Origin of the sequence: Polaromonas sp. 39-63-25, from assembly GCF_002278925.1 — a bacterium.
In the GTDB taxonomy this organism is placed as follows: domain Bacteria; phylum Pseudomonadota; class Gammaproteobacteria; order Burkholderiales; family Burkholderiaceae_C; genus Polaromonas.
In genome coordinates this window covers 417,043-439,697 of sequence record NZ_NCJH01000006.1, presented here as the reverse complement: position 1 = coordinate 439,697, position 22,655 = coordinate 417,043, and the positions used below count along the sequence as shown (strand labels likewise).

The following is a 22,655-nucleotide window of genomic DNA, read 5'->3' as shown; positions in this document are numbered from 1 at the left end:
TGATGCGTGAGAACACTGGCGCTGACCCGGCCAAGGCGGCTGTCGCGGAAAAAGCCGTTGCGTTGAGGGTGCCTGCGGCCATGAAGTCCGGGCTGCAGCGCCGCCTGCTGCTGCTGCTGCTGGCTCCCCTGAGCCTGTTTGCCTTGGTGAGCATTTACTTCGACTACGAGGCGGCGGGCAATGCCGCCCTGCAGCAGGACCAGCAACTGCGGCGCCTGGCGCCCCTGCTGGCCGACTCGGTGCTCGCGTCCGGCCGCACGGCCGACGACAGCCCGGTGATGTTGCTGGCGCCGCCGGTCGAGGAGTTCATCAAGGCGCGCACCGGGTTTGCCGGTTACCGGGTGTCGGATGCCGAGGGCCGTTTTCTGACCGGCGATGCCTGGATCAGCATGGTGGTGCCCACCACCCGCGAGCCCGAGTTTCACAGCATGGAGGAAAACGGCGTCACCTACCGGGTGGTGGCGCAACGTGTCAGAACCGCGGCGGGTGAGCTGATCCTGCAGCTGGCCGATGGTTCGGACGCCCGCCAGCAGTGGGTGCGCTCGGTGGTTTTCAAGGTGTTGCTGCCCAACCTGATTCTGGTGCTGGCCGCTGCCCTGGCCGTCAACTGGGCCGTCACCCGGGCCTTGCGGCCGTTGCTGGCGCTCAAGGAAGCGGTTGAGCGCCGGTCTCCGCGTGACCTCAGTGCCATCGACCCGCAGAGCACGCCGGGCGAAGTGCGGCCGCTGGTGGCCTCGCTGAACCGCCTGTTTGCGCTGGTCAACGACCAGGCCGAGGGTCAGCGCCGCTTTGTGGCCGATGCTGCGCACCAGCTGCGCACCCCGCTGGCGGGGCTGCAGGCCCAAGTGGAGGCCTGGGCGCAGGCGGCCATGGCGCCCGCGGCAGGCAGGCAACTGACCCTGTCGGCCGACAAGATCATGGCGCTGCGCAGCGCCACCCGGCGCACCTCGCAGCTGGCCAACCAGCTGCTGGCCCTTTCGCGGGCCGACGCCTCCCACATGGCGGGCCAGCCGGTGCATCGGGTGGACCTCAAGGACCTGTGCGAGTCGGTGCTGGCCCTGCACCTGGACGCGGCCTCTGCCAAAGGCATCGACTTGGGGCTGGAGGTGTATTTTGCCCAGGTCTCCGGCCACGAGTGGCTGCTGCGCGAACTGCTCGGCAACCTGGTGGACAACGCTGTCCGCTACACGGCGCCGGGCGGCACGGTCACGATACGCTGCGGCCCGCTGGAGGCGCAGGGCGCTGCGGGCGAGGCACTGGTTTTTCTCGAGGTGGAAGACGATGGGCCGGGCATCCCCGCCGCCGAGCGCGCCCGGGTGCTGGAACGGTTTTACCGGGTGCCCGGCACGGGCGGGGAGGGCAACGGGCTGGGGCTGGCGATTGCCGACGAGATCGCGCGCGTGCACCGGGCGCAGCTGATGCTGGAGGCCGCCGGCAGCCGGGATGGCGTCGCCTCGGGCCTGCGGGTGCGGCTGGTCATGCGTTCCCCGGCCTGAGAGGCCGGGCAAAAACCGCGCCGCGGCAGGGCCTGGCACACGGGTTTGCCCCTGACCGGCGTCGTCCGAAAGCCCCCTCTGGCTGTGCGAGAATCCAAAGCGTCGGCCCAGTTTTTGAAACATCTCTTACAACAACGCACTGCATGCCCTATGTCCGAGTTTGAGTCTGATGTGAGTCCCGAGCTCTCCACGCCGGCTGCGCCGCGCAAGCGCCCCAAGCCGGGCGAGCGCCGCGTGCAGATCCTGCAGGCGCTGGCGACCATGCTGGAGCAGCCCGGTTCGGAGCGCATCACCACCTCGGCCCTGGCGGCCCGGCTCGAGGTCAGCGAGGCGGCGCTGTACCGCCACTTTGCCAGCAAGGCCCAGATGTTTGAGGGCCTGATCGAGTTCATCGAGCAGACCGTGTTCACCCTGGTCAACCAGATCGCCGAACGCGAGACCGACCCGGCGCAGCGTACCCGCAGGCTGGTCATCATGCTGCTGCAGTTTGCCGAAAAAAACCCGGGCATGACGCGCGTCATGGCCGGCGACGCCCTGGTGTTCGAAAACGAACGCCTGCAGGAGCGCATGAACCAGTTTTTCGACAAGCTCGAGTCCAGCCTCAAGCAAAACCTGCGCGATGCGGCCGGGGCCGACGGCACCGCCACACCGACCGTCCAGGCGCAGGTCCAAGCTTCGGTCATTGTGGCCTTCATGATGGGCCGCCTGCAGCGCTTCTCGCGTTCAGGCTTCAAGCGCCTGCCGACCGAGCACCTCGACGCCAGCCTGGCCGTGGTGCTGGCTTAACTCACTTCCAAAAAGAGAGCAGCTTGCGCCCGCCCTCTAAGGGCTGGCGGCCGATTTCGTTCACAACGCTGGGGCACCGGCCAAGGGCTCAGGCGCCGTCCAGCTCGGCCTGCAGCTGCGCCAGCGCCGCCAGAACCCCGAGCCGGTGAATGCGGTCCAGCTGCCGGGCCACCAGTGCCAGCCATTGCGTGTTGCCCGGCAGGGCCTCGCCCCAGATCACCCGCAATGTGCCCAGCGCCTGCACGGTGGCTGCGGCATCGCCGGCATGGGCCAACGCCAGCGCCTGCAGTTCGCCGGCCATCGGGTCGTTCATCGCATAAGGTGTTCCCTGCTCATCGTGGCCGCGCACATAACGCATCCAGCCCGCTGCGGCAAACGCGAGGCGATCCACAGGCAGGCCGGCGCGCAGCGCGCCCAGCACCGAGGGCGGCCAGCGCTGCGGAATTTTTTGCGAGGAATCGGTGGCGATCTGGTGCACGCTGTGTTGCAGCGCGGGGTTGGCAAACCGTGCAAGCAGGGCGTCCCGGTAGCCCGCCCAGTCCGGGCGTGCCAGTTGCGGGCCGACTTCCTGCGTCATCAGGCCGTGGATGAAGCGCCGCACCGCCGGCTGTGTGATGCATTCGCCGATCACCGGCCAGCCGGCCACCGCGCCCAGACAGGCCATGGCCGTGTGGCTGCCGTTGAGCAGGCGCAGCTTGGCGTCCTCGAACGGGGCCACGTCGTCCACCACCGTCACGCCGGCGGCGGCCAGCACCTCGGCATCGCCCGGGTCGGCAAAGCGCCGTTCGATTACCCACTCCCAGAAGGCCTCGGTGCCCAGCGCCGCCTGGTCTGCCACGCCCAGCGCCTGCGCGGCGGCAGCCAGCCGCTGCGGCGTGGCCGCGGGGACGATGCGGTCCACCATGCTGTCGGGAAAAGCGCAGCGGCTGTTGATCCATTGCGCGAGCGCCGGGTTGTCCACCTGCGCCTTGTTGACACACAGCGCCTGCAGCTGGCGCCCGTTGTGCGCCAGGTTGTCGCAGGACGCCAGCGTCAGGCCCGGCAGGCCTGCGGCGTGGCGCGCCGCCAGCCCCTGCACCAACAGTTCGGCTAGTGCCGGCCCGTAGCCTTTTTCCGTGACGGTCAGCGTGACCCAGCGCGTGGCGGGCGCCGCCAGCGCCTGTACCACCCGGGCCGGCTCGCGCGCGGCCACGGCGGTCTGCCAGATCGCGCCGCCGACCTGCCATTGGCTGCCGGCGCGGCTGGCCACCTGCACCGCGTACAGGCCGTCCTGCGCGCTCAAGGCATCGGCCAGTTGCGTGCTGCGCATGGCCACGCCGAGCACGCCCCAGCGCGTGTCGCCGCGCTGCAGCAGCGCATCAAAAACCAGCGCCTGATGCGCGCGGTGGAAAGCGCCCAGCCCGAGGTGCACGACGCCGGGCGTGCCCTGGCGCGGGTAGGTCGGGACCGGGATGCCGCGCGTAGCGAGGACGGGCAGGCAGGCGCTGCCCAACCGGGGCGCCGCTTCAGCGGACTTCATGGTCATTTTGGCCTTCAGCCCAAACCAGATAAGCGCAGGCAGCTATCAATTTCATAGTTTCAGGTGGGCGGCGGTCGGAAGGCGTCAGTCGGGCAGCGACACCCCGACCTTGCGGCCCGCGGCCACGATCTCCTGCCAGGTCTGGGCATCGACCGCGATGCCACGGTCCTGCCGCTGCGCGCGATAGGCCCGCTCCGGGTCACCGGCGATCTGCACCGCGTCAAATCCCGGCGCCACTGGCCCGGCCTGGAGCCAGTCGACAAAAGCCAGCGCTTCCTGCTCAAACGTGGCCTGGATCGCTAGCCTGGCCGGGTCGATCAGGATGGTCAACATGCCGTTGATCACCGCGCGCACGGCCGGGTCGGTCGGCTTGTGCCAGGTGCCGCTGCCGGTCAGCGCGCCGCCCAGCAGTTCACAGGCCACGGCCATGCCGTAACCCTTGTGTTCGCCAAAGGCCAGCAGCGCGCCGAACAGGCCATTGCTCTGCGGCACCACGACCACGCCGGGGTCGGTGGTGGGCTGGCCGTGTTCGTCGATCAGCGTGCCGGGCTCCACGCGCCGGCCTTCGTTGTGGGCGACGCGCATTTTTCCTTGCGCCACGCGGCTGGTGGCGAAGTCCAGGACGAAAGGTGCACGTCCCGCCAACGGAATGCCGATGCAGCAGGGGTTGGTGCCGTAGCGGCCATCGGCACCGCCGAAAGGTGCGACCACCGGGCGCGACAGCACGTTGACAAAATGCAGCGACACCAGCCCCTGGGCCACGGCCATTTCGGCGAAGTGCCCGATGCGCCCCAGGTGGTGCGCGTTGGCCAATGTCATGATGCAGCTGCCATGGGTTTTGGCGCGTTCCATGCCCAGCGCCATGGCCTGCTGGCCGACGATCTGGCCGTAGCCGCGCTGGCCGTCCAGCGTGAGCAGCGAACCGGTGTCGAGCACCACCTTCACGCCGGTGTTGGGATGCAGGCCGCCCTCGAGCACCGCGTCCACATAACGCGGCAGCATGCCCACGCCGTGGGAGTCGTGGCCGCTCAGGTTGGCCAGTACCAGGTTGGCCGCCACGGCAGCGGCTTCATCGGCAGTGCTGCCGGCTGCTATTAAAACGGTAGCTACTTGCGCTTGCAGTGATTGGGCTGGGAGTGTTTTTTGCATATAAAAAGTAGCTGGATCACATCACGGCGCCGACTTGCCAGGGCACAAATTCGTTTTGCCCATAGCCGTGTTGCTCGCTTTTGGCCCATTTCCTGCACAGACACACCGCCGTCGATGATCTCGCCGCAGTTGATGTCCATGTCCTCCTCCTGGCGCTGCCACAGCGCCGAGTTGGTGGCGAGCTTGAGCGAAGGCGAGGGCGCGCAGCCATAGGCCGAGCCGCGTCCGGTGGTGAAGCAGATCAGGTTGGCGCCGCCGGCCACCTGGCCGGTGGCGCTGACCGGGTCGTAACCCGGCGTGTCCATGTAGACAAAGCCGTGTGCGCCCACGGGTTCGGCGTATTCGTACACCGCCTCGAGGTTGCTGGTACCGCCCTTGGCTACGGCGCCCAGCGACTTTTCGAGAATGGTCGTCAGACCACCGGCCTTGTTGCCGGGCGAGGGGTTGTTGTTCATCTCGCCTTCGTTGATGGCGGTGTAGTGCTCCCACCACTTGATGCGGGCGATCAGTTTTTCGGCGATGTCGGGGCGCACGGCGCGGCGTGTCAGCAGGTGCTCGGCGCCGTAAATTTCAGGGGTTTCGCTGAGGATGGCGGTGCCGCCATGCGCCACCAGCAGGTCCACCGCCGCGCCCAGCGCCGGATTCGCGCTGATGCCCGAATAACCGTCGGAGCCGCCGCATTGCAGGCCGATGGTGATGTGGGCCGCGCTGCAGGGTTCGCGTTTCACCGCATTGGCGCGCGGCAGCATCTCCTGGATCAGGGCAATCCCCTTGTCCACCGTCTTGCGCGTGCCGCCGGTGTCCTGGATGTTGAAGACGCGGAAGTTGTCGCCTTCGCGCAGCGCGCTGTGCGCCAGCCAGGCGTTGATCTGGTTGGCCTCGCAGCCCAGGCCCACCACCAGCACGCCGGCAAAGTTGGCATGGGTGGCGTAGCCGGCCAACGTGCGCTCCAGGATCTGCATACCCATGCCCTCGGTGGCCATGCCGCAGCCGGTGCCGTGCGTCAGCGCCACCACACCGTCCACGTTGGGAAAGTCCTTCAGCGCGGCCGGGTTGGTTTGCCGCGAAAAATGGTCGGCGATGGCACGCGCGGCAGTGGCCGAGCAGTTGACGCTGGACAGGATGCCGATGTAGTTGCGCGTGGCCACCCGGCCGTCGGCGCGCTTGATGCCCATGAAGGTCGCTTCGCGCCGAGGGGCGGCGGGTTTCACGTCGGCGCCAAAGGCATAGTCGCGCGCAAAGTCGCCTTTGTCGGGACCCATGTCGAGGTTGTGCGTGTGCACATGCTCACCGGGGGCAATCGCCTTGCTGGCAAAACCGATGATCTGGTTGTAGCGCCGCACAGGCTCGCCGGCCGCCAGTGTGCGTGTGGCGACCTTGTGGCCGGGCGGGATCAGGCCCTTGACGGTGATGTTTTCGACCTGGGTGCCGCCCACCAGCTGGGCGCGGGCAATCAGGACGTCGTCGGCGGGATGAAGGCGGATAAATGGGGTCATGGTGGGTTCGGGGCGATGGGCCGTCTCGGTGAAAAATTTCAGTAAACCATTTTTGGCAGCCAGAGCACCAGCTTCGGAAAATAGGTGATGACGGCCAGTGAGCCAAGCAGGGGTACCAGCCAGGGCAGGATGGCGATGGTGGTGCGCTCGACCGAGAGTTTGGCCACCCGTGCCAGCACAAACAGCACCATGCCCATGGGTGGATGCAGCAGGCCTATCATCAGGTTGAGCACCATCACCAGACCGAAGTGAACCAGGTCGATGCCCAGCTGCTGGCAGATCGGCACAAGAATCGGCACCAGGATGGTGATGGCGGCGGTGGGTTCGAGAAAGCAGCCGACAAACAGCATCAGCAGGTTGGCCAGCAGCAGGAACACCCAGGGCTCCTTGGTGAAACCAAGCACCCACTCGGAAATCGCCGCGGTGACGCCGGTGGCGGTGAGCATCCAGCCGAAGATGCTGGCCGCCGCCACGATGAACAGCACGGTGGCGGTGGTTTCCACCGTGTCCAGGCAGACCTTGACGAACATTTTCCAGTTCAGCGTGCGGTACCAGGCCAGGCCCAGCACCATGGCCCAGAGGCAGGCGGCAATGGCGCCTTCGGTGGGCGTGAAGATGCCGGTCGTCATGCCGCCTATCAGCAGCACCGGCGTCATGATGGGCAGCACGGCCTGGAAGTTGAAGAATTTGTCGGCGGCAAACAGCACGATCAGGCCGGCAAACACGGTGATCTGCGGCGGAAAGCCCGCCTTGGTGATCAGCAGCCAGAGCGCCAGCGGCCAGCCGGCCACCACCAGGGTTTCGACCAGCGCCTTGATCACGCGGGGCCACTCGAACTTGATGTCGGCGCCCCAGCCGTTCTTGTGGGCGAAGTAAGCCACGGTCAGCATCATCAGCACGCCCATCAGGATGCCCGGCAGGATGCCGGCCAGAAACAGCGCCCCGACGCTGACGTTGGCCATCATCCCGTAAATCACGAAGGGCAGGCTGGGCGGAATGATGGGCCCGAGCGTGGCCGATGCTGCGGTGACGCCGACGGCAAACTCTTTGCTGTAGCCGTGGTCGGTCATGGCCTTGATCTCGATGGTGCCCAGGCCGGCGGCGTCGGCAATCGCGGTGCCGCTCATGCCGGCGAACACCACCGAACCCACCACATTCACATGGCCCAGGCCGCCCTTGAGCCAGCCGACCAGCGCCAGCGCGTAGTTGTAGATGCGGTTGGTGATGCCGGCGTTGTTCATGAGGTTGCCGGCCAGGATGAAAAACGGAACCGCCAGCAACGGAAAGCTGTCGATGCCGCTGACCATGCGGTGGATCACCACGAAAGCCGGCAGGGTGCCCGTCCACCAGATGTAAACCAGGGCTGAACCCGCCATGGCGATGGCCACCGGAATGCCGCCACTCATGAGCAGCAGGAAAATGATTTTGAGCATGGTGTGTGGGTGTTATTTGTCGTCCATCGAGGACTCGGGACGTTCCAGGACGGAGTAGCCGCGCCGGTGGTGGAACAGCGCAATCTGGACGGAGCGGAAGGCCATGGCGGCGAAGCCCAGCAGGCAAATGCCGTAGACCCAGTTCATGGGCAGGTCGACCATGGTCATGCGCGAATTGCTGCCCAGCTTGAGCATCATCATCACCGTCAGCACGGCGGCTGCGGCGAAGAAGCCCGCGCGCAGCACATCGACGGCGGTGGCCATGACGCGTGCCATGGGCGTGGGCATGAATTTGTAGAAAAAATCCACCTGGATGTGGTTGTTCTTGACCACCCCTATGGTCGCGCCTGTGAAGACCACCGCGATCAGCAGGTAGCGTGCGATCTCCTCTGTCCAGGCGGCCGAGTCGTTGAGTACATAGCGGGTGAAGAACTGGTAGAACACCGTGGCGCCCAGGATCCAGAAGAAGCCCAGTGCCACCCAGGCTTCCAGTTTGGTGTCGGAAAGGTCCACGGCTTCGTCCTGCGCGTGAAACTGTCCGTCCGCCCCCATCACGGGGGCCATGTCGTCAATGGTTTCCATCTTGCGGGTTCCGATCGTCCTGAGCTTGTCGAAAGGCCGGGCTGCCGATGTGGCGGCAAGCCCGGCCCGGGGGGTGACTTCGGTGACTTACTTGATGGCGATGATGCGGTCCCAGTCTTTCTTGTCGAGCTTCATGGATTCGAAGGTGATGGCCTTGAGTACGCGCTGCTGGAAGTCGGCGCGGTCAACCGTCACCACGTTGTTGCCCTTTTTCTTGAACTCTTCCACCAGCTCGCCTTCACGCTTGCGGATGTCGTTGGTGGCCTTTTCGGCGGCTTCCTGCGTGATCTCGGCGAGCAGCTTCTGCTCGGCCGGCGACAGCCTGGCCATGGTGCTGGGTGAAATCACCGTGAGCAGCGCGTCGGAGATGTGGCCGGTCAGGATGATGTTCTTCTGCACTTCATAGAACTTCTTGGCTTCGATGGTGGGCAGCGGATTTTCCTGCGCATCCACGGTGCCGTTCTGCAGCGCCAGGTAGACCTCGGCAAACGCGATGGGTGTCGGGTTCGCGCCGCAGGCGCGCGGCAGCGCGGTGTAGGCCGGAGAATCGGGCACCCGCATCTTCAGGCCCTTCATCTGGTCGCAGTTGGTGAACAGCTTGTTGCTGGTGGCGTGGCGGGCGCCATAGTAGGTCAGCGCGGTCACCGTGTTGCCGGTGGCCTTCTTGTAGCCCTCGGCCAGTTCCCTGAAAACATCGCTCTTGCCGTACTTGACCACATGGTCCGCGTCGCGGAAGGTGAAGGGGTAGTAGCTGACAGCCAGGCGCGGATAGGAGTTGGAAGCAAAGGAGGCGCCGGTCAGGATGATGTCCACCGTGCCCAGTTGCAGGCCCTGGTTGATGTCGCTTTCCTTGCCCAGGCTGGAAGCCGGGAAGACCTGGATCTCGTACTTGCCGTTGGTGCGTTTCTTGAACTCGTCGGCCGCCCAGACCGACCACTTGTGGTAGGGCTCGGACGTTTCATAGACGTGCGCCCATTTCAGTTTGGTCTGCGCATGGGCCATGCCAAATGTGCCCAGGGTGCCCGCCATGATTGCGCAGCATGCTATTGTTTTTAGAGTGAATCGTTTTGTCATGTTGTCTCCTCGGTTAAAAGAAAGGGTCGAAAAGGTCAGTTGCCGGGCGCTTCCTTCAGCTTGTCTTCGCGCGGCGCCAGCTCGCGCTGAATCGGGAATGGGACTTGTCCATGTGGGCGTGCATGGCCGTGCGGGCGGCGGGGCCGTCGTGTGCGCAGATGGCGGCCAGGATCGCTTCGTGTTCGGCAATCGCCGATTGCCATGATTTCATCGTCTCGAAGTAGCCGGTCAGGCGCGTGAACAGCGGGCCGCGGCGGGAGTCCCAGAAACTCTGCACGGTTTCGATCAGCACCACGTTGCCGCAAGCCTCGACAATCGCGCTGTGGAAGGCCCGGTCGCCGTCCAGCGGCAACACGCCGCGGTTGGCGTCGGTGACCATCGTGTCAATGGCCGCGCGCATCGCGTCGATGTCCTTGCGCCTGGCCTGGAGAGCGGCCATTGAGGCGATCTCGCCCTCCACCACGCGGCGCGCGCGTATCAGTTCCAGGGGCCCCCATTCGGTCAGGGTGACCTGCGGCCCCTTGGAACGGCTGGCCCGCACCGACCGGTCCAGCACATACACGCCGGAGCCGGTGCGCACCTCGACCCAGCCTTCGACTTCCATGGCAATCAGTGCTTCCCGCACCGACGGCCGGCTCACACCGAGCTGTTTGGCCAGGTCGCGTTCTGCCGGCAGGCGTGTGCCGGCCGCAAACTCTCCCTTGCTGATCAGCGAGCGCAACTGCTCGGCGATCTGGCGGTAAAGGCGTTGCGGTTCGACGGTTTGCAGCGGCATTTTTCGGTACTGGGAGGGATTAAGGGTTAGCCAGAAGTGGACAAGTGGTCAGACCAATTGATAATCCCATGATTCCAGTCCTTCCGGCCATCCGGCTAAACCCTGTAATGTTTCCTGTCATGTTTTTCGTCCGCGTCCGTCCATGACCGCGCCCGTCACGATTGAGTCCGTCCGCCTGCGGCAGGTCAACCTGCCGCCCAAGGTCGTGCGCACCGACGCCATCCAGTCCTTTGTGACGCAGGAGACCCTGCTGCTCACCCTGCGCTGCAGCGACGGCGTGGAAGGCACCGGGTATGCCTACACCATTGGTACCGGCGGATCATCGGTCATGGCCTTGCTGCACGACCACCTGGCGCCGCGTCTGCTGGGCCGCAACCCGCTGCATGTGGAGGCGATCTGGAAAGACCTGTTTTTTCACACCCACGCCACGGCCGTGGGGGCCATCACCAGCCTGGCGCTGGCCTGCGTGGACACCGCCTTGTGGGACTGGCGCGCACGCCGCCAGGACTTGCCCCTGTGGCAACTGCTCGGTGGCGCGCAATCACGTGTCCCGGTGTACACCACCGAGGGCGGCTGGCTGCACCTGGGTGCCGACGAACTGGTGACGCAGACGCTGGCGGCCCAGGCCCAGGGTTTCCGGGGTGCGAAGATCAAGGTGGGACGGCCGCATGTCAGCGAGGACGTGGCGCGGCTGTCCGCCGTGCGGGATGCGGTAGGGCCGGGCTTCGACATCATGGTCGACGCGAACCAGGGCTTCAACCGCCCGGAAGCGGTGCGCCGGGCGGCTGCCTTTGCGGGGCTGGACCTGGCCTGGCTGGAGGAGCCCATGGCGGCCGAAGACGTGTCGGGGCACCGTCAGCTGCGCGCCCAGACGGCCATCCCGGTGGCCGTGGGTGAGTCGATGTACCACCTGAGCCAGTTCCGCGAATACCTGGAGCAGGGCGCCTGCAGCATTGTCCAGCCCGACGTGGCGCGGATTGGCGGCATCACGCCGTGGATCAAGGTGGCGCATCTGGCCGAAGGTTTTGGCGTGCCCGTGTGTCCGCATTTCCTGATGGAACTGCATGTGAGCCTGTGCGCTGCGGTGCCCAATGCGGCCTGGGTTGAATACATTCCGCAGCTGGACGACATCACGACCAGCCGCATCCGGGTCGAGGGCGGTTATGCCTGGCCGCCCGACACGCCGGGCCTGGGCATCGCGTGGGACTGGCCTGTCATCGAAAAACGGCAGCTTGCCGATACCACCCTGAATCAATAAACCAACCAAGGAAAACACATGAGACTTCAAGGGAAAACCGCACTGATCACCGCCGCCGGCCAGGGCATAGGCAAGGCCAGCGCGCTGGCCATGGCGGCAGAAGGCGCGCAGGTCTGGGCGACCGACGTCAATGCGAAGCTGCTGGACAGTTATGCGGGCATGCCCAATATCCACACCGTGGCGCTCGACGTGCTCGACAAGGCGGCGATCCGCAAAGTCATCGCTGACATGCCCGCGCTCGATGTGCTGTTCAACTGCGCGGGTTTTGTGCACGCCGGCACGGCCCTGCAGGCCACCGACGAAGAGTGGGAGTTCGCCTTCAACCTCAATGTGCGTTCGCAGTTCTGGACCATCCAGGCGGCGTTGCCGCGCATGCTCGCGAACAACGGCGGCAAGGGCAGCGGCAGCATCATCAACATGGCCAGCGTCGTCAGCATCAAGGGGCTGCCCAACCGCTTTGTGTATGGCGCATCCAAGGCGGCGGTGATCGGCCTGACCAAAAGCGTGGCGGCCGACTATGTGATGCAGGGCATACGCTGCAACTGCATCTGCCCCGGTACCGTCGATACGCCTTCGCTGCAGGACCGCATCAATGTGTTTGAGGACCCGGCGGAAGCACGCAGGAATTTCATTGCCCGCCAGCCCATGGGCCGGCTCGCGCAAGCCCACGAGATTGCACCGGTCGTGACCTTCCTGGCCAGCGACGAAGCGGCGTTTGTCACCGGCCAGCACTACAACATCGATGGCGGCATGACCATATGAATGAGCTCGACTTCCAGGGCCGGCACGCGGTGGTCACCGGTGGCGCCACCGGCCTGGGCTACGCCATTGCGCAGCGGCTGATCGAGTCCGGCGGCAACGTCACGCTGTGGGACCGCGACGAAGCGGCGGCAAGGCAGGCGGCCGCCGCGCTGGGTCCGCGGGCCTCGGCGGTGGCGGTGGACGTGTCGCAGCATGCCTCGGTGCGCGCCGCGGTCCAGGCGACGTTGTTGTTGGCTACCAAGGTCGATGCGCTGGTCAACAGCGCCGGCGTGACCGGCCCCAACGTCAAGCTCTGGGACTACCCGGTCGACGCGTGGGAGCAGGTGATGGCCGTCAACCTCAACGGCCTGTTCCTGTGCTGCCGTGAATGGGCACCGCACCTGCGCGCCAACAACTACGGCCGCATCGTCAACATCGCCTCGGTAGCCGGCAAGGACGGCAACCCGAATGCCAGCGCCTACAGTGCCAGCAAGGCGGGGGTGATTGCGCTGACCAAGTCGCTGGGCAAGGAACTCGCCGATACCGGCGTGCGCGTCAATTGCGTCACGCCGGCTGCCGTGAAGACCGCCATTTTTGACCAGATGACGCCGGAGCACATTGCCTTCATGCTGTCGAAAATACCGATGGGCCGCTTCGGCACGCCCGACGAGGTGGCGGCCATGGTGGTCTGGCTGTGCACCGAAGAGTGTTCGTTTTCGACCGGCGCGGTGTTCGATCTTTCGGGCGGCCGCTCCAGTTATTGAGCGCCCCATTTCCCTCTCTTTTTAAAAAGGAAAAACCATGAAACTCGTTCGTTACGGCAACCCTGGCAAGGAAAAACCAGGTCTCATTGATGCCGAGGGCAAACTGCGCGACCTGAGCGGCGTGATCACCGACATCGGCCCGGACCAGCTCGGTGATGCCGCGCTGGCCAAACTGCGCAAGCTCAAGACGGCGAACCTGCCGCTCGTCAAGGGTAAGCCGCGTCTGGGCAGCCCGGTCGCCGGTGTCGGCAAGTTCATCGCCATCGGCCTGAACTATGCCGACCACGCGGCCGAGTCGGGCCTGCCGATTCCGAAAGAGCCCATCGTGTTCATGAAGGCCACCACCTGCATCCAGGGGGCCAACGACCCGGTCATGCTGCCCAAGGGTTCGGTCAAGTCCGACTGGGAGGTCGAACTCGGCGTGGTCATCGGCACCCGCGCGCGTTATGTCTCGCAGAAGGATGCGCTCAATTTTGTGGCCGGCTACTGCACCATCAACGACGTCAGCGAGCGCGAGTACCAGATCGAGCGCGGCGGCACCTGGGACAAGGGCAAGGGCTGCGACACCTTCGGTCCGATCGGCCCCTGGCTGGTCACGCGCGACGATGTGCCGAACCCGCAAAAGCTGGCGATGTGGCTGGACCTCAATGGCCAGCGGGCGCAGACCGGCAGCACGAAAACCATGATTTTCGGCGTGGCCAAAATCATCAGTTATGTCAGCCAGTTCATGACGCTGATGCCGGGCGACGTGATCACCACCGGCACACCGCCCGGCGTGGGCATGGGCATGAAGCCGCCCCTGTTCCTGAAAAAGGGCGACGTCATGACCCTGGGCATTGAAGGCCTGGGCGAGCAGCGCCAGATGGTGGTTCCCTTCAAGCTTTGAACCAGCCGAGACGCTGCTGTAACAGGGTAAAAACAAGGGTTTACCCTTGGGTGACCTAGAAAAACTTCTCTAGATATCCCGGTCTCTGGCACGGGGGCATGGAAATGCTGCAAAATAGAACGGTCGTTCTTTTTTGTCTGGCTTTCCATGTCCGTTACCGAACTTCCTGTCAAGACAGCCCGCCCGGGTCCCCGGGAAAGTGGTCGTGCAGCGCATGCCGGCATGCAAAAAGGCCAGCAGACCAAGGCGGCCATCGTGGATGCCGCCCTCGGACTGGCCACGCAGATCGGGCTGGAGGGCCTGAGCATTGGCGCTCTGGCCGAAGTCATGCGCATGAGCAAGTCGGGCGTGTTTGCCCACTTTGGCTCGCGGGAAGAATTGCAGATCTCGGTCATCCGCGAGTATTTCGCGCGTTTTGAAGAAGAGGTTTTTTACCCCGCGCTGAAAGAGCCCAAAGGCCTGCCGCGTGTGCAGGCCCTGTTCGGCAACTGGATGAAACGCGTCGCGGTCGAGCTGCAGTCGGGCTGCATCTTCATCAGCGGTGCTGTCGAATTTGACGACCGGCCCGGCCCGGTGCGCGACGCGCTCGCCACCTCGGTGCAGACCTGGCTGGCGGCCATGTACCGTGCGGTGGTGTTGGCCAAGGAGGCCGGCCACCTGCGCGCGGACGCCGACGAGCGCCAGATCGCCTTCGAGATCCACGGCCTGATCCTGGCCCTGCATTACGAAGCCCGCTTCCTCAAGACGCCCGGTTCCATCGACCGGACATTGCGCGCCTTCCAGAGCATCCTGGCGCGTTACGGCAGCGACGCCGCCGGCGCGCTGGCGCCACCCATCACCTCTGCATCACTGACGGGCGGCAGCGCCCGGCCGGTGCCTGATTCTTCCGCTTCCTCCGCTTCTTCCGTTTAATCCCTTCCCATCTAAGGACCTTTCCATGCCTCAATACAACCCGCCACTGCGCGACATGCAGTTCGTCATGCACGAAGTGCTCAAGGTCACCGACGAGTTCAAGGCCCTGCCGAAACACGCCGATGTGGACGCGGACACCATCAACGCCGTGCTTGAGGAAGCCGGCAAGTTTGCCGCCGAAGTGACCTTTCCGCTGAACATCAGCGGCGACACGGAAGGCTGCAAGCTGGACCAGGCCACGCACGAGGTGACCCCGCCCAGGGGCTTCAAGGAAGCCTATGCCAAGTACGTCGAAGGCGGCTGGGCGGCGTTGTCCTGCGACCCCGAATACGGCGGCCAGGGCCTGCCCTTTGTCGTGAACCAGTGCGTCTACGAAATGCTGAACTCCGCCAACCAGGCCTGGACCATGTACCCCGGCCTGTCGCACGGCGCCTACGAGGCGCTGCATGCCCACGGCACGGACGCGCAGAAAAAGCTCTACCTGCCAAAATTGGTCAGCGGTGAGTGGACAGGCACCATGTGCCTGACCGAGCCGCATTGCGGCACCGACCTGGGCCTGCTGCGCACGAAAGCCGAGCCACAGGCAGACGGTACCTACAAACTCACCGGCAACAAGATTTTCATCAGCGCTGGCGAGCATGACATGACCGAAAACATCCTGCACCTGGTGCTGGCCCGCCTGCCCGATGCACCGCAGGGCAGCAAAGGCATCAGCCTGTTCCTGGTGCCGAAATTCAATGTCGGGGAAGACGGCGCCATCGGCTCGCGCAACGGCATTTACTGCGGCAGCCTGGAGCACAAGATGGGCATCCACGGCAACGCCACCGCGCAAATCGTGCTCGAGGGCGCCGTCGGCACCATGGTGGGCGCGCCCAACAAGGGCCTGGCCGCCATGTTCGTGATGATGAACGCCGCCCGCCTGGGCGTCGGCAACCAGTCGCTGGGCCTGACCGAAGTGGCCTACCAGAACGCGCTGGCCTACGCCAAGGACCGCATCCAGATGCGCAGCCTGTCGGGCGTGAAAGCCAAGGACAAGCCGGCCGACCCCATCATCGTGCACCCCGATGTACGCAAGATGCTGCTGACCGCCAAGGCCTATGCCGAGGGCGGCCGTGCGCTGGCGATCTACTGCACCATGCTGCTCGACAAGGAACTGCACCACCCCGACGAGAAGGTCCGCAAGGATTCCGGCGAAATCGTCGCGTTGCTCACGCCCATCGTGAAGGCCTTCCTGACCGACAACGGCCACATCGCCACCAACGCCTGTATGCAGGTTTTCGGTGGCCACGGTTTCATCAAGGAATGGGGCATGGAGCAGTTTGTGCGCGACAACCGCATCAACATGATTTACGAAGGCACCAACACCATCCAGTCGCTGGATCTGCTGGGCCGCAAGGTGCTGGGCAACAACGGCGCCACGCTGAAGAAATTCGGCAAGATCATTGGCGCCCTGATTGCCGAGGAAGGCGTCAACGAGAAGATGGCCGAGTTCATCAACCCGCTGGCCTACCTGGCCGACCAGATGACCAAGTTCACGACCGAACTGGGTTTCAAGGGCTTCCAGAACCCTGACGAAGTGGGCGCAGCGGCCGTGGACTACCTGCGCGTGGCCGGCCACCTGGTGTTTGGCTACTTCTGGGCGCGCATGGCGCAAACCGCGCTGCGCGAAATCGCCGCCGGCAATGCCGACCCCTTCTATCTGGCCAAGGTGCAGACGGCGCGCTTTTACTTCGCGAAGCTGTTCCCCGAGACCGCAACGCTGATGCGCACCGCACGCAGCGGCAGCAAGGCGCTGATGGATACGGACGCCGCGCTGGCCTGACCGGTTGACGTCTTTTTTTTGTATGCCTTTTAGCCCTGGAGCCCATATGTACCGTGCGCTGACAGCTATATTTTTGGGAGCGATGGCCGTCCCGGCCCTGGCCCAGATGACACCGGTCGGCCTGTGGCGCAACGTGGACGACAAGACCGGCGAGGCCAGGGCCGAGATCCGGATTGTCGAGAGCGCCGGTGTGCTCAGCGGCAGGATCGCCACGCGCCTGGGCAAGGACGTCAAGCCTGACGACGTCTGCGACAAGTGCAGCGATGACCGCAAGGACAAGCCGATTCTTGGCCTGGAGATCATCCGCGGCGCCCAAAAGGCCGAAGGCAAAGAGGTGTGGGAGGGCGGCAAGATCCTGGACCCCGAAAACGGCCGCAACTACACGCTGCGTCTGACGCCTGCCGAAGGCGGCAAAAAGCTTGAAGTTCGGGGCTCGTTCGGTCCCTTCGGCCGCACCCAGACCTGGGTCCGTATTCCGTAACCATCAACATCCGTTCTCCCTGAGCCTGTCGAAGGGGCTTCACGAAATCGCCCATGGTTTCGACCAGCTCAGCCCGAACGGAATAGAAAAGAAAGAGAAACCATGTCCCGCTTCCAAGTCAAAAAAGTCGCCGTGCTCGGTGCCGGCGTGATGGGTGCGCAGATCGCTGCCCATCTGGTCAACCTCAAGGTGCCGGTGGTGCTGTTTGACCTGCCCGCCAAAGAAGGGCCGAAAAACGGCATCGTCAGCCGCGCGATCGAAGGCCTGAAAAAGCTCAAGCCCGCACCGCTGGGCGTGCCCGAAGACGCGGCCCTGATCCAGCAGGCCAACTACGAGGAGCACATGGATGTTCTGAAGGAGTGCGACCTGATCATCGAGGCGATTGCCGAACGCATGGACTGGAAGACGGACCTGTACCACAAGATCGCGCCCTTCATCGGTGAAGGCGCCATCGTTGCGAGCAACACCTCGGGCCTGTCGATCACCAAACTCAGCGAGGCATTGCCGGAATCGATCAAGCCGCGTTTTTGCGGCATCCACTTCTTCAACCCGCCGCGTTACATGACGCTGGTCGAGCTGATCAACACCCCGACCACCGATCCCCGGGTGCTCGACGACCTCGAAGCCTTTGTGACCAGCGGCCTGGGCAAGGGCGTGATCCGCGCCCACGACACGCCCAACTTCGTGGCCAACCGCGTCGGCATCGCCGGCATGCTGGCGACGATGAAAGAGGTCGAGAACTTCGGCCTGACCTACGACGTGGTCGATGACCTGACCGGCAAGAAACTGGGCCGCGCCAGCAGCGGTACCTTCCGCACCGCCGACGTGGTGGGCCTGGACACCATGGCCCATGTCATCAAGACCCTGCAGGACAACCTGGACGAAAAGAGCGATCCGTTCTACCCCAGCTTCGGCACGCCCGAGGTGCTGAAAAAACTGCTGGAACTGGGCAACCTGGGCCAGAAGTCCAGGGCCGGTTTCTACAAGAAGGTGGGGCGCGACGTGTTGCGCTTCGAGCTGGACAGCGAGGAGTACGTGCCCGGCGGCCAGAAGGCCGACGAGGTGTACACCCGCATGCTCAAGCGGCCGGCAGCCGAGCGCCTGCGCCTGCTGCGCAACGCCGAAGGACCGCAGGGCCAGTTCCTCTGGGCCATCCTGCGCAACAGCTTTCACTATGCCGCCGTGCATCTGGCTACCATTGCCGACAACGCGCGCGATGTCGACCAGGCCATGCGCTGGGGCTTCGGCATGAAGCAAGGCCCGTTCGAGTTGTGGCAGGAAGCCGGCTGGCTGGCCGTCGCGACGATGATCCAGGAAGACATAGCCGCGGGCAAGGCGCTGTGCAAGGCGCCGCTGCCCGAGTGGGTGTTCAAGGGCCCGGTCGCCGAGGCCGGCGGCGTGCACACGGCGCAGGGCTCCTGGAGCGCTTCGGCCGGAAAGTTTGTGGCGCGCCGCGCGCTTCCCGTCTACGAGCGCCAGCACTTCCCTGAAAAACTGCTGGGCGAGGCACTGCCCGACTTCATGACCGCCGGCACGACGCTGCACGAAGACGATGCGATCCGTCTGTGGACGCTGGCCGGCGAACAGGGCGATGTGCTGATCGCCAGCATCAAGACCAAGATGCACGCCATCAGCCCCGATGTGGTCGAAGGCCTGGCGATGGGCGTGGACCTCGCCGAGAAAAGTTACAAGGGCCTGGTGATCTGGTCGAACGACGAGATGTTCTCGGCCGGTGCCGACCTGCAGGCCATGCTGCCGGCCTTCATGATGGCCGGTGTCTCGGCCGTGGAAGGCGCCGAGGCCGAGATGCAGAACGTGATGCTCAAGCTGCGTTATGCGGCGGTTCCCGTGGTGTCGGCCGTGCGCGGCCTGGCGCTGGGCGGCGGCTGCGAGATGGCGGTGTACTCGGCCAAACGCGTGGCCGCGATGGAAAGCTACATCGGTCTGGTCGAAGTCGGTGTGGGCCTGGTGCCCGGTGCCGGCGGCCTGACCTATATTGCGCGCCGCGCTGCGGAGAATGCGGCAACGTCCACCGGCAAGGACATCTTGCCTTTCCTGACCGAAGGCTTCACCGCTGCGGCCATGGCCAAGGTCGGCACCAGCGCCATCGAGAGCCGCAAGATCGGCTACCTGCTCGACAGCGATGTGATCGTGCCCCACAAGGACGAGCTGTTGTTTGTGGCGCTCAACGAAGCGCGCGCGCTGTTCACCTCCGGCTACCGCGCACCGCACAAGCGGCCTTTCCCGGTGGTCGGCCGCAGCGGCCTGGCCACCATCAAGGGCCAGCTGGTCAACATGCGCGACGGCGGCTTCATCAGCGCGCACGACTTCCACATTGCCAGCCTGATCGCCAACGTGGTCTGCGGCGGTGATGTCGATGCCGGTTCGCTGGTGACCGAGGAATACGTGATGACGCTGGAGCGCAAGGCCTTCTGTTCGTTGCTCGAGCACCCCAAGACCCAGGAGAGGATCATGGGAATGATGAGCACAGGCAAACCTCTTCGTAATTGATAAAGCTACTGCGAAGGCATCATGCGTCGTTGCAGCCCAGAATCAATCCTCACGTACAGAAGTACGTTCCGGTTGCTTCCGGGCGCCCGCGCCTAGCCTGATGCCTCCTCGCTACGCTTTTTCAATCACGAACCGCAACTTTATGACCACACACAACAACCCCAATCGCCTCGAACGCCAATTGAACCGGCTGTCCGACGTGCCGGCTTTTGCGCGCACCTGGTGCCGTGGCCTGGTGATGCACCGCGCCGTACCTTTCACCGGCACGGCGGGGTTGGACTTTCTGGAGATGACAGTCAGCAGGGTCGAGATCGGCGTCAAGAACGAGAAGAAGGTGCAGAACCACATTGGTGGCATCCATGCTTCGGCGATGAATCTGCTGGCGGAAACCGCCACCGGCATGGTGGTCGGCATGAATGTGCGTGATGACTGCACGCCGCTGGCCAAGGAACTGAAGATGGCGTTCAAAAAGCGCGCCACCGGCGCACTGCGCGCCGTGGCCACCTTGAGCGACGAGCAGCGCGCCGCCATGCAGGCCAGCGACAAGGGCGAAGTGACGGTGTCCGTCACTGTGACCGACGAGGCCGGGGTGAACCCGGTCGAATGCGAATTTGTCTGGGCCTGGATTCCCTCCGGCCCGCGTAAAAGTTAAACAGCGCAATCAATCGCTGAAGAATCAAAAAAGGAAAACATCATGGCCAAACAAGTCCAGGAAGCCTACATCGTCGCCGCCACGCGCACGCCCATCGGGCGCTCGCACCGGGGGTTTTTCCGCAACACCCGCCCCGATGAGCTGCTGGTGCGTGCGCTGCACGCTGCGCTCGCGCAGGTGCCCACGCTGGATCCCAAAGCGATCGAAGACCTCATTTGCGGCTGTGCGATTCCTGAAGGCCCGCAGGGCCTGAACATCGCGCGTATTGGCGCGGTGCTGGCCGGCCTGCCGACCAGCGTCGGCGGCATCACCGTCAACCGCTTTTGCGCGTCGGGTCTTTCCGCCATCCAGATGGCGGCCGACCGCATCCGTGTCGGCGAGGCCGATGTGATGATTGCCGCAGGCACCGAAAGCATGAGCATGGTGCCGATGTCGGGCAACTCGCCCTCACTGTCGCCAGCCATGTTTGCCAACGACGAGAACATCGGTATTGCCTACGGCATGGGTCTGACGGCGGAAAAGGTCGCGCAGCAATGGAAGGTCTCGCGCGAGGCGCAGGACCAGTTTGCGGTCGAGTCGCACCAGAAGGCGATCAAGGCGCAGCAGGCCGGCGAGTTCACCGCCGAGATCACGCCGGTCGAGGTCACCGACCGTTCGCCGGATCTGGAGAGCGGCGAAGTCATCAGCAAAACCCGCACCGTCAGCCTGGACGAAGGCCCGCGCCCCGACACCTCGCTCGAAGGCCTGGCCAAACTCAAGACAGTGTTCGCCGCGCGCGGCTCAGTCACGGCGGGCAACAGCTCGCAAACTTCGGACGGTGCCGGTGCGCTGATCCTGGCCAGTGAAAAAGCGGTCAAGGAACACGGCCTCAAGCCGCTCGCGCGTTTTGTCAGCTACGCCGCCAAGGGTGTGCCGCCGCACATCATGGGCATAGGCCCGATCGAGGCGATTCCCGCGGCCTTGCGTTATGCCGGCCTGCAGCAGGACGACATCGACTGGTTTGAACTGAACGAGGCTTTTGCCGCGCAGTCGCTGGCGGTCATCAACACGCTGGGCCTGAACGCCGCCAAAGTCAACCCGATGGGCGGCGCGATTGCGCTGGGCCATCCGCTGGGCGCCACCGGCGCGATTCGTGCCGCCACGGTGATCCATGCGCTGCACCGGCACCAGCTGAAGTACGGGATGGTGACCATGTGTGTGGGGATGGGGCAAGGCGCCGCCGGCATCTTCGAACGGGTGTAGTAGCGGCTACTGCGCGGGCGCATTGCGTCGTTGCAGCCCCAAGAAAATCCTCACGACCCTTTAGGTCGCTCCGGTTTTCTTCGGGCACCCGCGCCTCGCACTGCATCCCGCTCGCTACGCCGTAAAGGCATTGTGGTTTGTTGGAGGAAAAATCATGCAACAGCAGGTTCTGGAATCGGGCACTTCCCAACTCGCCCTGCGGGTTTACGAGGCCGGCACGCTTGCGCGGGCCAGCGTCGTCATTGGCGGCGCGATGGGCGTGCGGCAGGACTATTACGCGCCGTTTGCCGAGTGGTTGTCGGGCCAGGGCTTCCGGGTCACGACCTTTGACTACCGCGGTTCCGGGGAGTCGCTGCCGGGTACGCCGGATGGCTCGCTGCGCGGGTTCCAGGCCGATTTGTTCGACTGGGCCAGCGACTACGACGCGGTGGTGGCCTCGGCCAAGGCCGCCTTGCCGGATGCGCCGCTTTACCTGCTGGGCCACAGCCTGGGCGCGCAACTGCCGGGTTTTCTGAAAAACCAGCACCAGGTCGACGGCCTGGTCAGCATTGCCGCCGGCAGCGGTTACTGGCGCGACAACGCACCGCAACTCAAGCGCATGGTGCTGTACTTCTGGTACGTGCTGGTGCCGCTGGCCACACGCCTGTGCGGCTATTTCCCGGGACGCAAACTGAAGAAAGTCGGCGACCTGCCGGCCGGCGTGATGCTGCAGTGGCGAAAATGGTGCCTGAACCCGCTTTACAGCGTGGGCGCCGAAGGCGAAGGCGCGCGTCTGGCCTATGCGCAGGCCAGGTTTCCGGTGCAGGCGCTGTCCATCACCGACGATGAACTGATGACCTGGCGCGGCACGCAGAACCTGATCAACCTGTACAGCGGCGCCTCGCGCAGTTTTGAGCGCATCACGCCGGGCGAGCTGGGCGTCAAGCGCATCGGCCATTTCGGTTTTTTCAGGCAACAGTTCCGTCAGAACCTGTGGCCGCACACGGTGCAGATTCTGGAGCACATGCGCCAGGCCCGTCCGGTGGCTGGCGTCCCCGGCACGACTGCCTGAGACCGACGGCGGCGGCATACTCCGA

Annotated in this window: 19 protein-coding genes and 1 pseudogene; 13 read left to right on the top strand and 7 right to left on the bottom strand. The window is 64.7% G+C overall.

Translation table 11 applies throughout. The features are described 5' to 3' along the window. The first annotated feature begins 80 nt into the window (after positions 1-80). Together B7X65_RS08580 and slmA are read left to right on the top strand one after the other, a co-directional pair. Entirely contained in the window at positions 81-1,496 is a 1,416-nt protein-coding gene (locus B7X65_RS08580; protein ID WP_293594104.1) for a sensor histidine kinase, read from the top strand. Between the two features lie 150 nt (positions 1,497-1,646). Further along, positions 1,647-2,282 (top strand): nucleoid occlusion factor SlmA, encoded by a 636-nt coding sequence (slmA, locus tag B7X65_RS08575; RefSeq protein ID WP_293593868.1) that lies wholly within the window; start codon positions 1,647-1,649, stop codon positions 2,280-2,282. A gap of 88 nt (positions 2,283-2,370) precedes the next feature. Here the strand turns inward: slmA and B7X65_RS08570 are convergent, their stop codons facing one another. From B7X65_RS08570 to B7X65_RS08540, 7 genes and pseudogenes are all read right to left on the bottom strand, one after another. Next, positions 2,371-3,807, bottom strand: coding sequence for a mannitol dehydrogenase family protein (locus B7X65_RS08570; protein WP_293593867.1), 1,437 nt, complete (start codon positions 3,805-3,807; stop codon positions 2,371-2,373). A gap of 78 nt (positions 3,808-3,885) precedes the next feature. Next, positions 3,886-4,950, bottom strand: coding sequence for a malate/lactate/ureidoglycolate dehydrogenase (locus tag B7X65_RS08565; protein WP_293593866.1), 1,065 nt, complete (start codon positions 4,948-4,950; stop codon positions 3,886-3,888). Between the two features lie 16 nt (positions 4,951-4,966). Next, positions 4,967-6,446: pseudogene (locus B7X65_RS08560) on the bottom strand (altronate dehydratase family protein). A 38-nt stretch (positions 6,447-6,484) separates the two neighbouring features. After that, positions 6,485-7,879: a TRAP transporter large permease gene (locus B7X65_RS08555; protein ID WP_293593865.1), complete on the bottom strand. Its 1,395-nt coding sequence runs from the start codon at positions 7,877-7,879 to the stop codon at positions 6,485-6,487. Between the two features lie 12 nt (positions 7,880-7,891). After that, the gene (locus B7X65_RS08550; RefSeq protein WP_293593864.1) at positions 7,892-8,461 is read right to left on the bottom strand and encodes a TRAP transporter small permease; all 570 of its coding nucleotides are present in this window, start codon (positions 8,459-8,461) and stop codon (positions 7,892-7,894) included. Between the two features lie 87 nt (positions 8,462-8,548). Next, entirely contained in the window at positions 8,549-9,535 is a 987-nt protein-coding gene (locus B7X65_RS08545; protein WP_293593863.1) for a sialic acid TRAP transporter substrate-binding protein SiaP, read from the bottom strand. Positions 9,536-9,590: 55 nt separating this feature from the next. Then, entirely contained in the window at positions 9,591-10,310 is a 720-nt protein-coding gene (locus tag B7X65_RS08540) for a FadR/GntR family transcriptional regulator (protein ID WP_293593862.1), read from the bottom strand. Between the two features lie 142 nt (positions 10,311-10,452). Here B7X65_RS08540 and B7X65_RS08535 point away from each other — a divergent pair, with 142 nt between their 5' ends. The 11 genes from B7X65_RS08535 to B7X65_RS08485 all read left to right on the top strand — a co-directional run bounded on the left by B7X65_RS08535 (position 10,453) and on the right by B7X65_RS08485 (position 22,630). Then, on the top strand, positions 10,453-11,568 hold the full coding sequence (locus B7X65_RS08535) for a mandelate racemase/muconate lactonizing enzyme family protein (RefSeq protein WP_293593861.1): 1,116 nt from the start codon (positions 10,453-10,455) through the stop codon (positions 11,566-11,568). 18 nt (positions 11,569-11,586) lie between these two features. Further along, the gene (locus B7X65_RS08530; protein ID WP_293593860.1) at positions 11,587-12,330 is read left to right on the top strand and encodes an SDR family oxidoreductase; all 744 of its coding nucleotides are present in this window, start codon (positions 11,587-11,589) and stop codon (positions 12,328-12,330) included. Next, positions 12,327-13,073, top strand: a complete 747-nt coding sequence (locus B7X65_RS08525) for an SDR family NAD(P)-dependent oxidoreductase (RefSeq protein WP_293593859.1) — start codon at positions 12,327-12,329, stop codon at positions 13,071-13,073. Before B7X65_RS08530 ends, B7X65_RS08525 begins: the two co-directional genes overlap by 4 nt. Before the next feature lie 37 nt (positions 13,074-13,110). After that, entirely contained in the window at positions 13,111-13,959 is an 849-nt protein-coding gene (locus B7X65_RS08520; RefSeq protein ID WP_293593858.1) for a fumarylacetoacetate hydrolase family protein, read from the top strand. A 147-nt stretch (positions 13,960-14,106) separates the two neighbouring features. Further along, on the top strand, positions 14,107-14,871 hold the full coding sequence (locus tag B7X65_RS08515) for a TetR/AcrR family transcriptional regulator (protein WP_293593857.1): 765 nt from the start codon (positions 14,107-14,109) through the stop codon (positions 14,869-14,871). Positions 14,872-14,896: 25 nt separating this feature from the next. Next, positions 14,897-16,693 (top strand): acyl-CoA dehydrogenase C-terminal domain-containing protein, encoded by a 1,797-nt coding sequence (locus tag B7X65_RS08510; RefSeq protein WP_293593856.1) that lies wholly within the window; start codon positions 14,897-14,899, stop codon positions 16,691-16,693. Between the two features lie 46 nt (positions 16,694-16,739). Further along, on the top strand, positions 16,740-17,174 hold the full coding sequence (locus tag B7X65_RS08505) for a DUF2147 domain-containing protein (protein WP_293593855.1): 435 nt from the start codon (positions 16,740-16,742) through the stop codon (positions 17,172-17,174). A gap of 102 nt (positions 17,175-17,276) precedes the next feature. Next, a complete protein-coding gene (locus B7X65_RS08500; protein WP_293593854.1) occupies positions 17,277-19,685 on the top strand; it encodes a 3-hydroxyacyl-CoA dehydrogenase/enoyl-CoA hydratase family protein in 2,409 nt (802 codons plus the stop codon). Between the two features lie 142 nt (positions 19,686-19,827). After that, positions 19,828-20,337: a DUF4442 domain-containing protein gene (locus tag B7X65_RS08495; RefSeq protein WP_293593853.1), complete on the top strand. Its 510-nt coding sequence runs from the start codon at positions 19,828-19,830 to the stop codon at positions 20,335-20,337. 42 nt (positions 20,338-20,379) lie between these two features. Next, positions 20,380-21,579: an acetyl-CoA C-acyltransferase gene (locus tag B7X65_RS08490; protein ID WP_293593852.1), complete on the top strand. Its 1,200-nt coding sequence runs from the start codon at positions 20,380-20,382 to the stop codon at positions 21,577-21,579. A 154-nt stretch (positions 21,580-21,733) separates the two neighbouring features. Beyond that, complete coding sequence (locus B7X65_RS08485) at positions 21,734-22,630, top strand: alpha/beta fold hydrolase (RefSeq protein WP_293593851.1); 897 nt, start codon at positions 21,734-21,736, stop codon at positions 22,628-22,630. The last annotated feature ends 25 nt before the right edge of the window (positions 22,631-22,655 follow it).

Excerpts from the sequence above, each read along its gene's own strand:
- B7X65_RS08540 (WP_293593862.1), bottom strand. The coding sequence starts at position 10,310 with ATGCCGCTGCAAACCGTCGAACCGCAACGCCTTTACCGCCAGATCGCC.
- B7X65_RS08565 (WP_293593866.1), bottom strand. The coding sequence starts at position 4,950 with ATGCAAAAAACACTCCCAGCCCAATCACTGCAAGCGCAAGTAGCTACC.
- B7X65_RS08510 (WP_293593856.1), top strand. The coding sequence starts at position 14,897 with ATGCCTCAATACAACCCGCCACTGCGCGACATGCAGTTCGTCATGCAC.
- B7X65_RS08515 (WP_293593857.1), top strand. The coding sequence starts at position 14,107 with ATGTCCGTTACCGAACTTCCTGTCAAGACAGCCCGCCCGGGTCCCCGG.
- B7X65_RS08505 (WP_293593855.1), top strand. The coding sequence starts at position 16,740 with ATGTACCGTGCGCTGACAGCTATATTTTTGGGAGCGATGGCCGTCCCG.
- B7X65_RS08525 (WP_293593859.1), top strand. The coding sequence starts at position 12,327 with ATGAATGAGCTCGACTTCCAGGGCCGGCACGCGGTGGTCACCGGTGGC.
- B7X65_RS08495 (WP_293593853.1), top strand. The coding sequence starts at position 19,828 with ATGACCACACACAACAACCCCAATCGCCTCGAACGCCAATTGAACCGG.
- B7X65_RS08570 (WP_293593867.1), bottom strand. The coding sequence starts at position 3,807 with ATGACCATGAAGTCCGCTGAAGCGGCGCCCCGGTTGGGCAGCGCCTGC.
- B7X65_RS08530 (WP_293593860.1), top strand. The coding sequence starts at position 11,587 with ATGAGACTTCAAGGGAAAACCGCACTGATCACCGCCGCCGGCCAGGGC.
- B7X65_RS08490 (WP_293593852.1), top strand. The coding sequence starts at position 20,380 with ATGGCCAAACAAGTCCAGGAAGCCTACATCGTCGCCGCCACGCGCACG.
- B7X65_RS08555 (WP_293593865.1), bottom strand. The coding sequence starts at position 7,879 with ATGCTCAAAATCATTTTCCTGCTGCTCATGAGTGGCGGCATTCCGGTG.
- B7X65_RS08535 (WP_293593861.1), top strand. The coding sequence starts at position 10,453 with ATGACCGCGCCCGTCACGATTGAGTCCGTCCGCCTGCGGCAGGTCAAC.
- B7X65_RS08550 (WP_293593864.1), bottom strand. The coding sequence starts at position 8,461 with ATGGAAACCATTGACGACATGGCCCCCGTGATGGGGGCGGACGGACAG.
- B7X65_RS08545 (WP_293593863.1), bottom strand. The coding sequence starts at position 9,535 with ATGACAAAACGATTCACTCTAAAAACAATAGCATGCTGCGCAATCATG.
- B7X65_RS08485 (WP_293593851.1), top strand. The coding sequence starts at position 21,734 with ATGCAACAGCAGGTTCTGGAATCGGGCACTTCCCAACTCGCCCTGCGG.
- B7X65_RS08500 (WP_293593854.1), top strand. The coding sequence starts at position 17,277 with ATGTCCCGCTTCCAAGTCAAAAAAGTCGCCGTGCTCGGTGCCGGCGTG.
- B7X65_RS08520 (WP_293593858.1), top strand. The coding sequence starts at position 13,111 with ATGAAACTCGTTCGTTACGGCAACCCTGGCAAGGAAAAACCAGGTCTC.
- slmA (WP_293593868.1), top strand. The coding sequence starts at position 1,647 with ATGTCCGAGTTTGAGTCTGATGTGAGTCCCGAGCTCTCCACGCCGGCT.
- B7X65_RS08580 (WP_293594104.1), top strand. The coding sequence starts at position 81 with ATGAAGTCCGGGCTGCAGCGCCGCCTGCTGCTGCTGCTGCTGGCTCCC.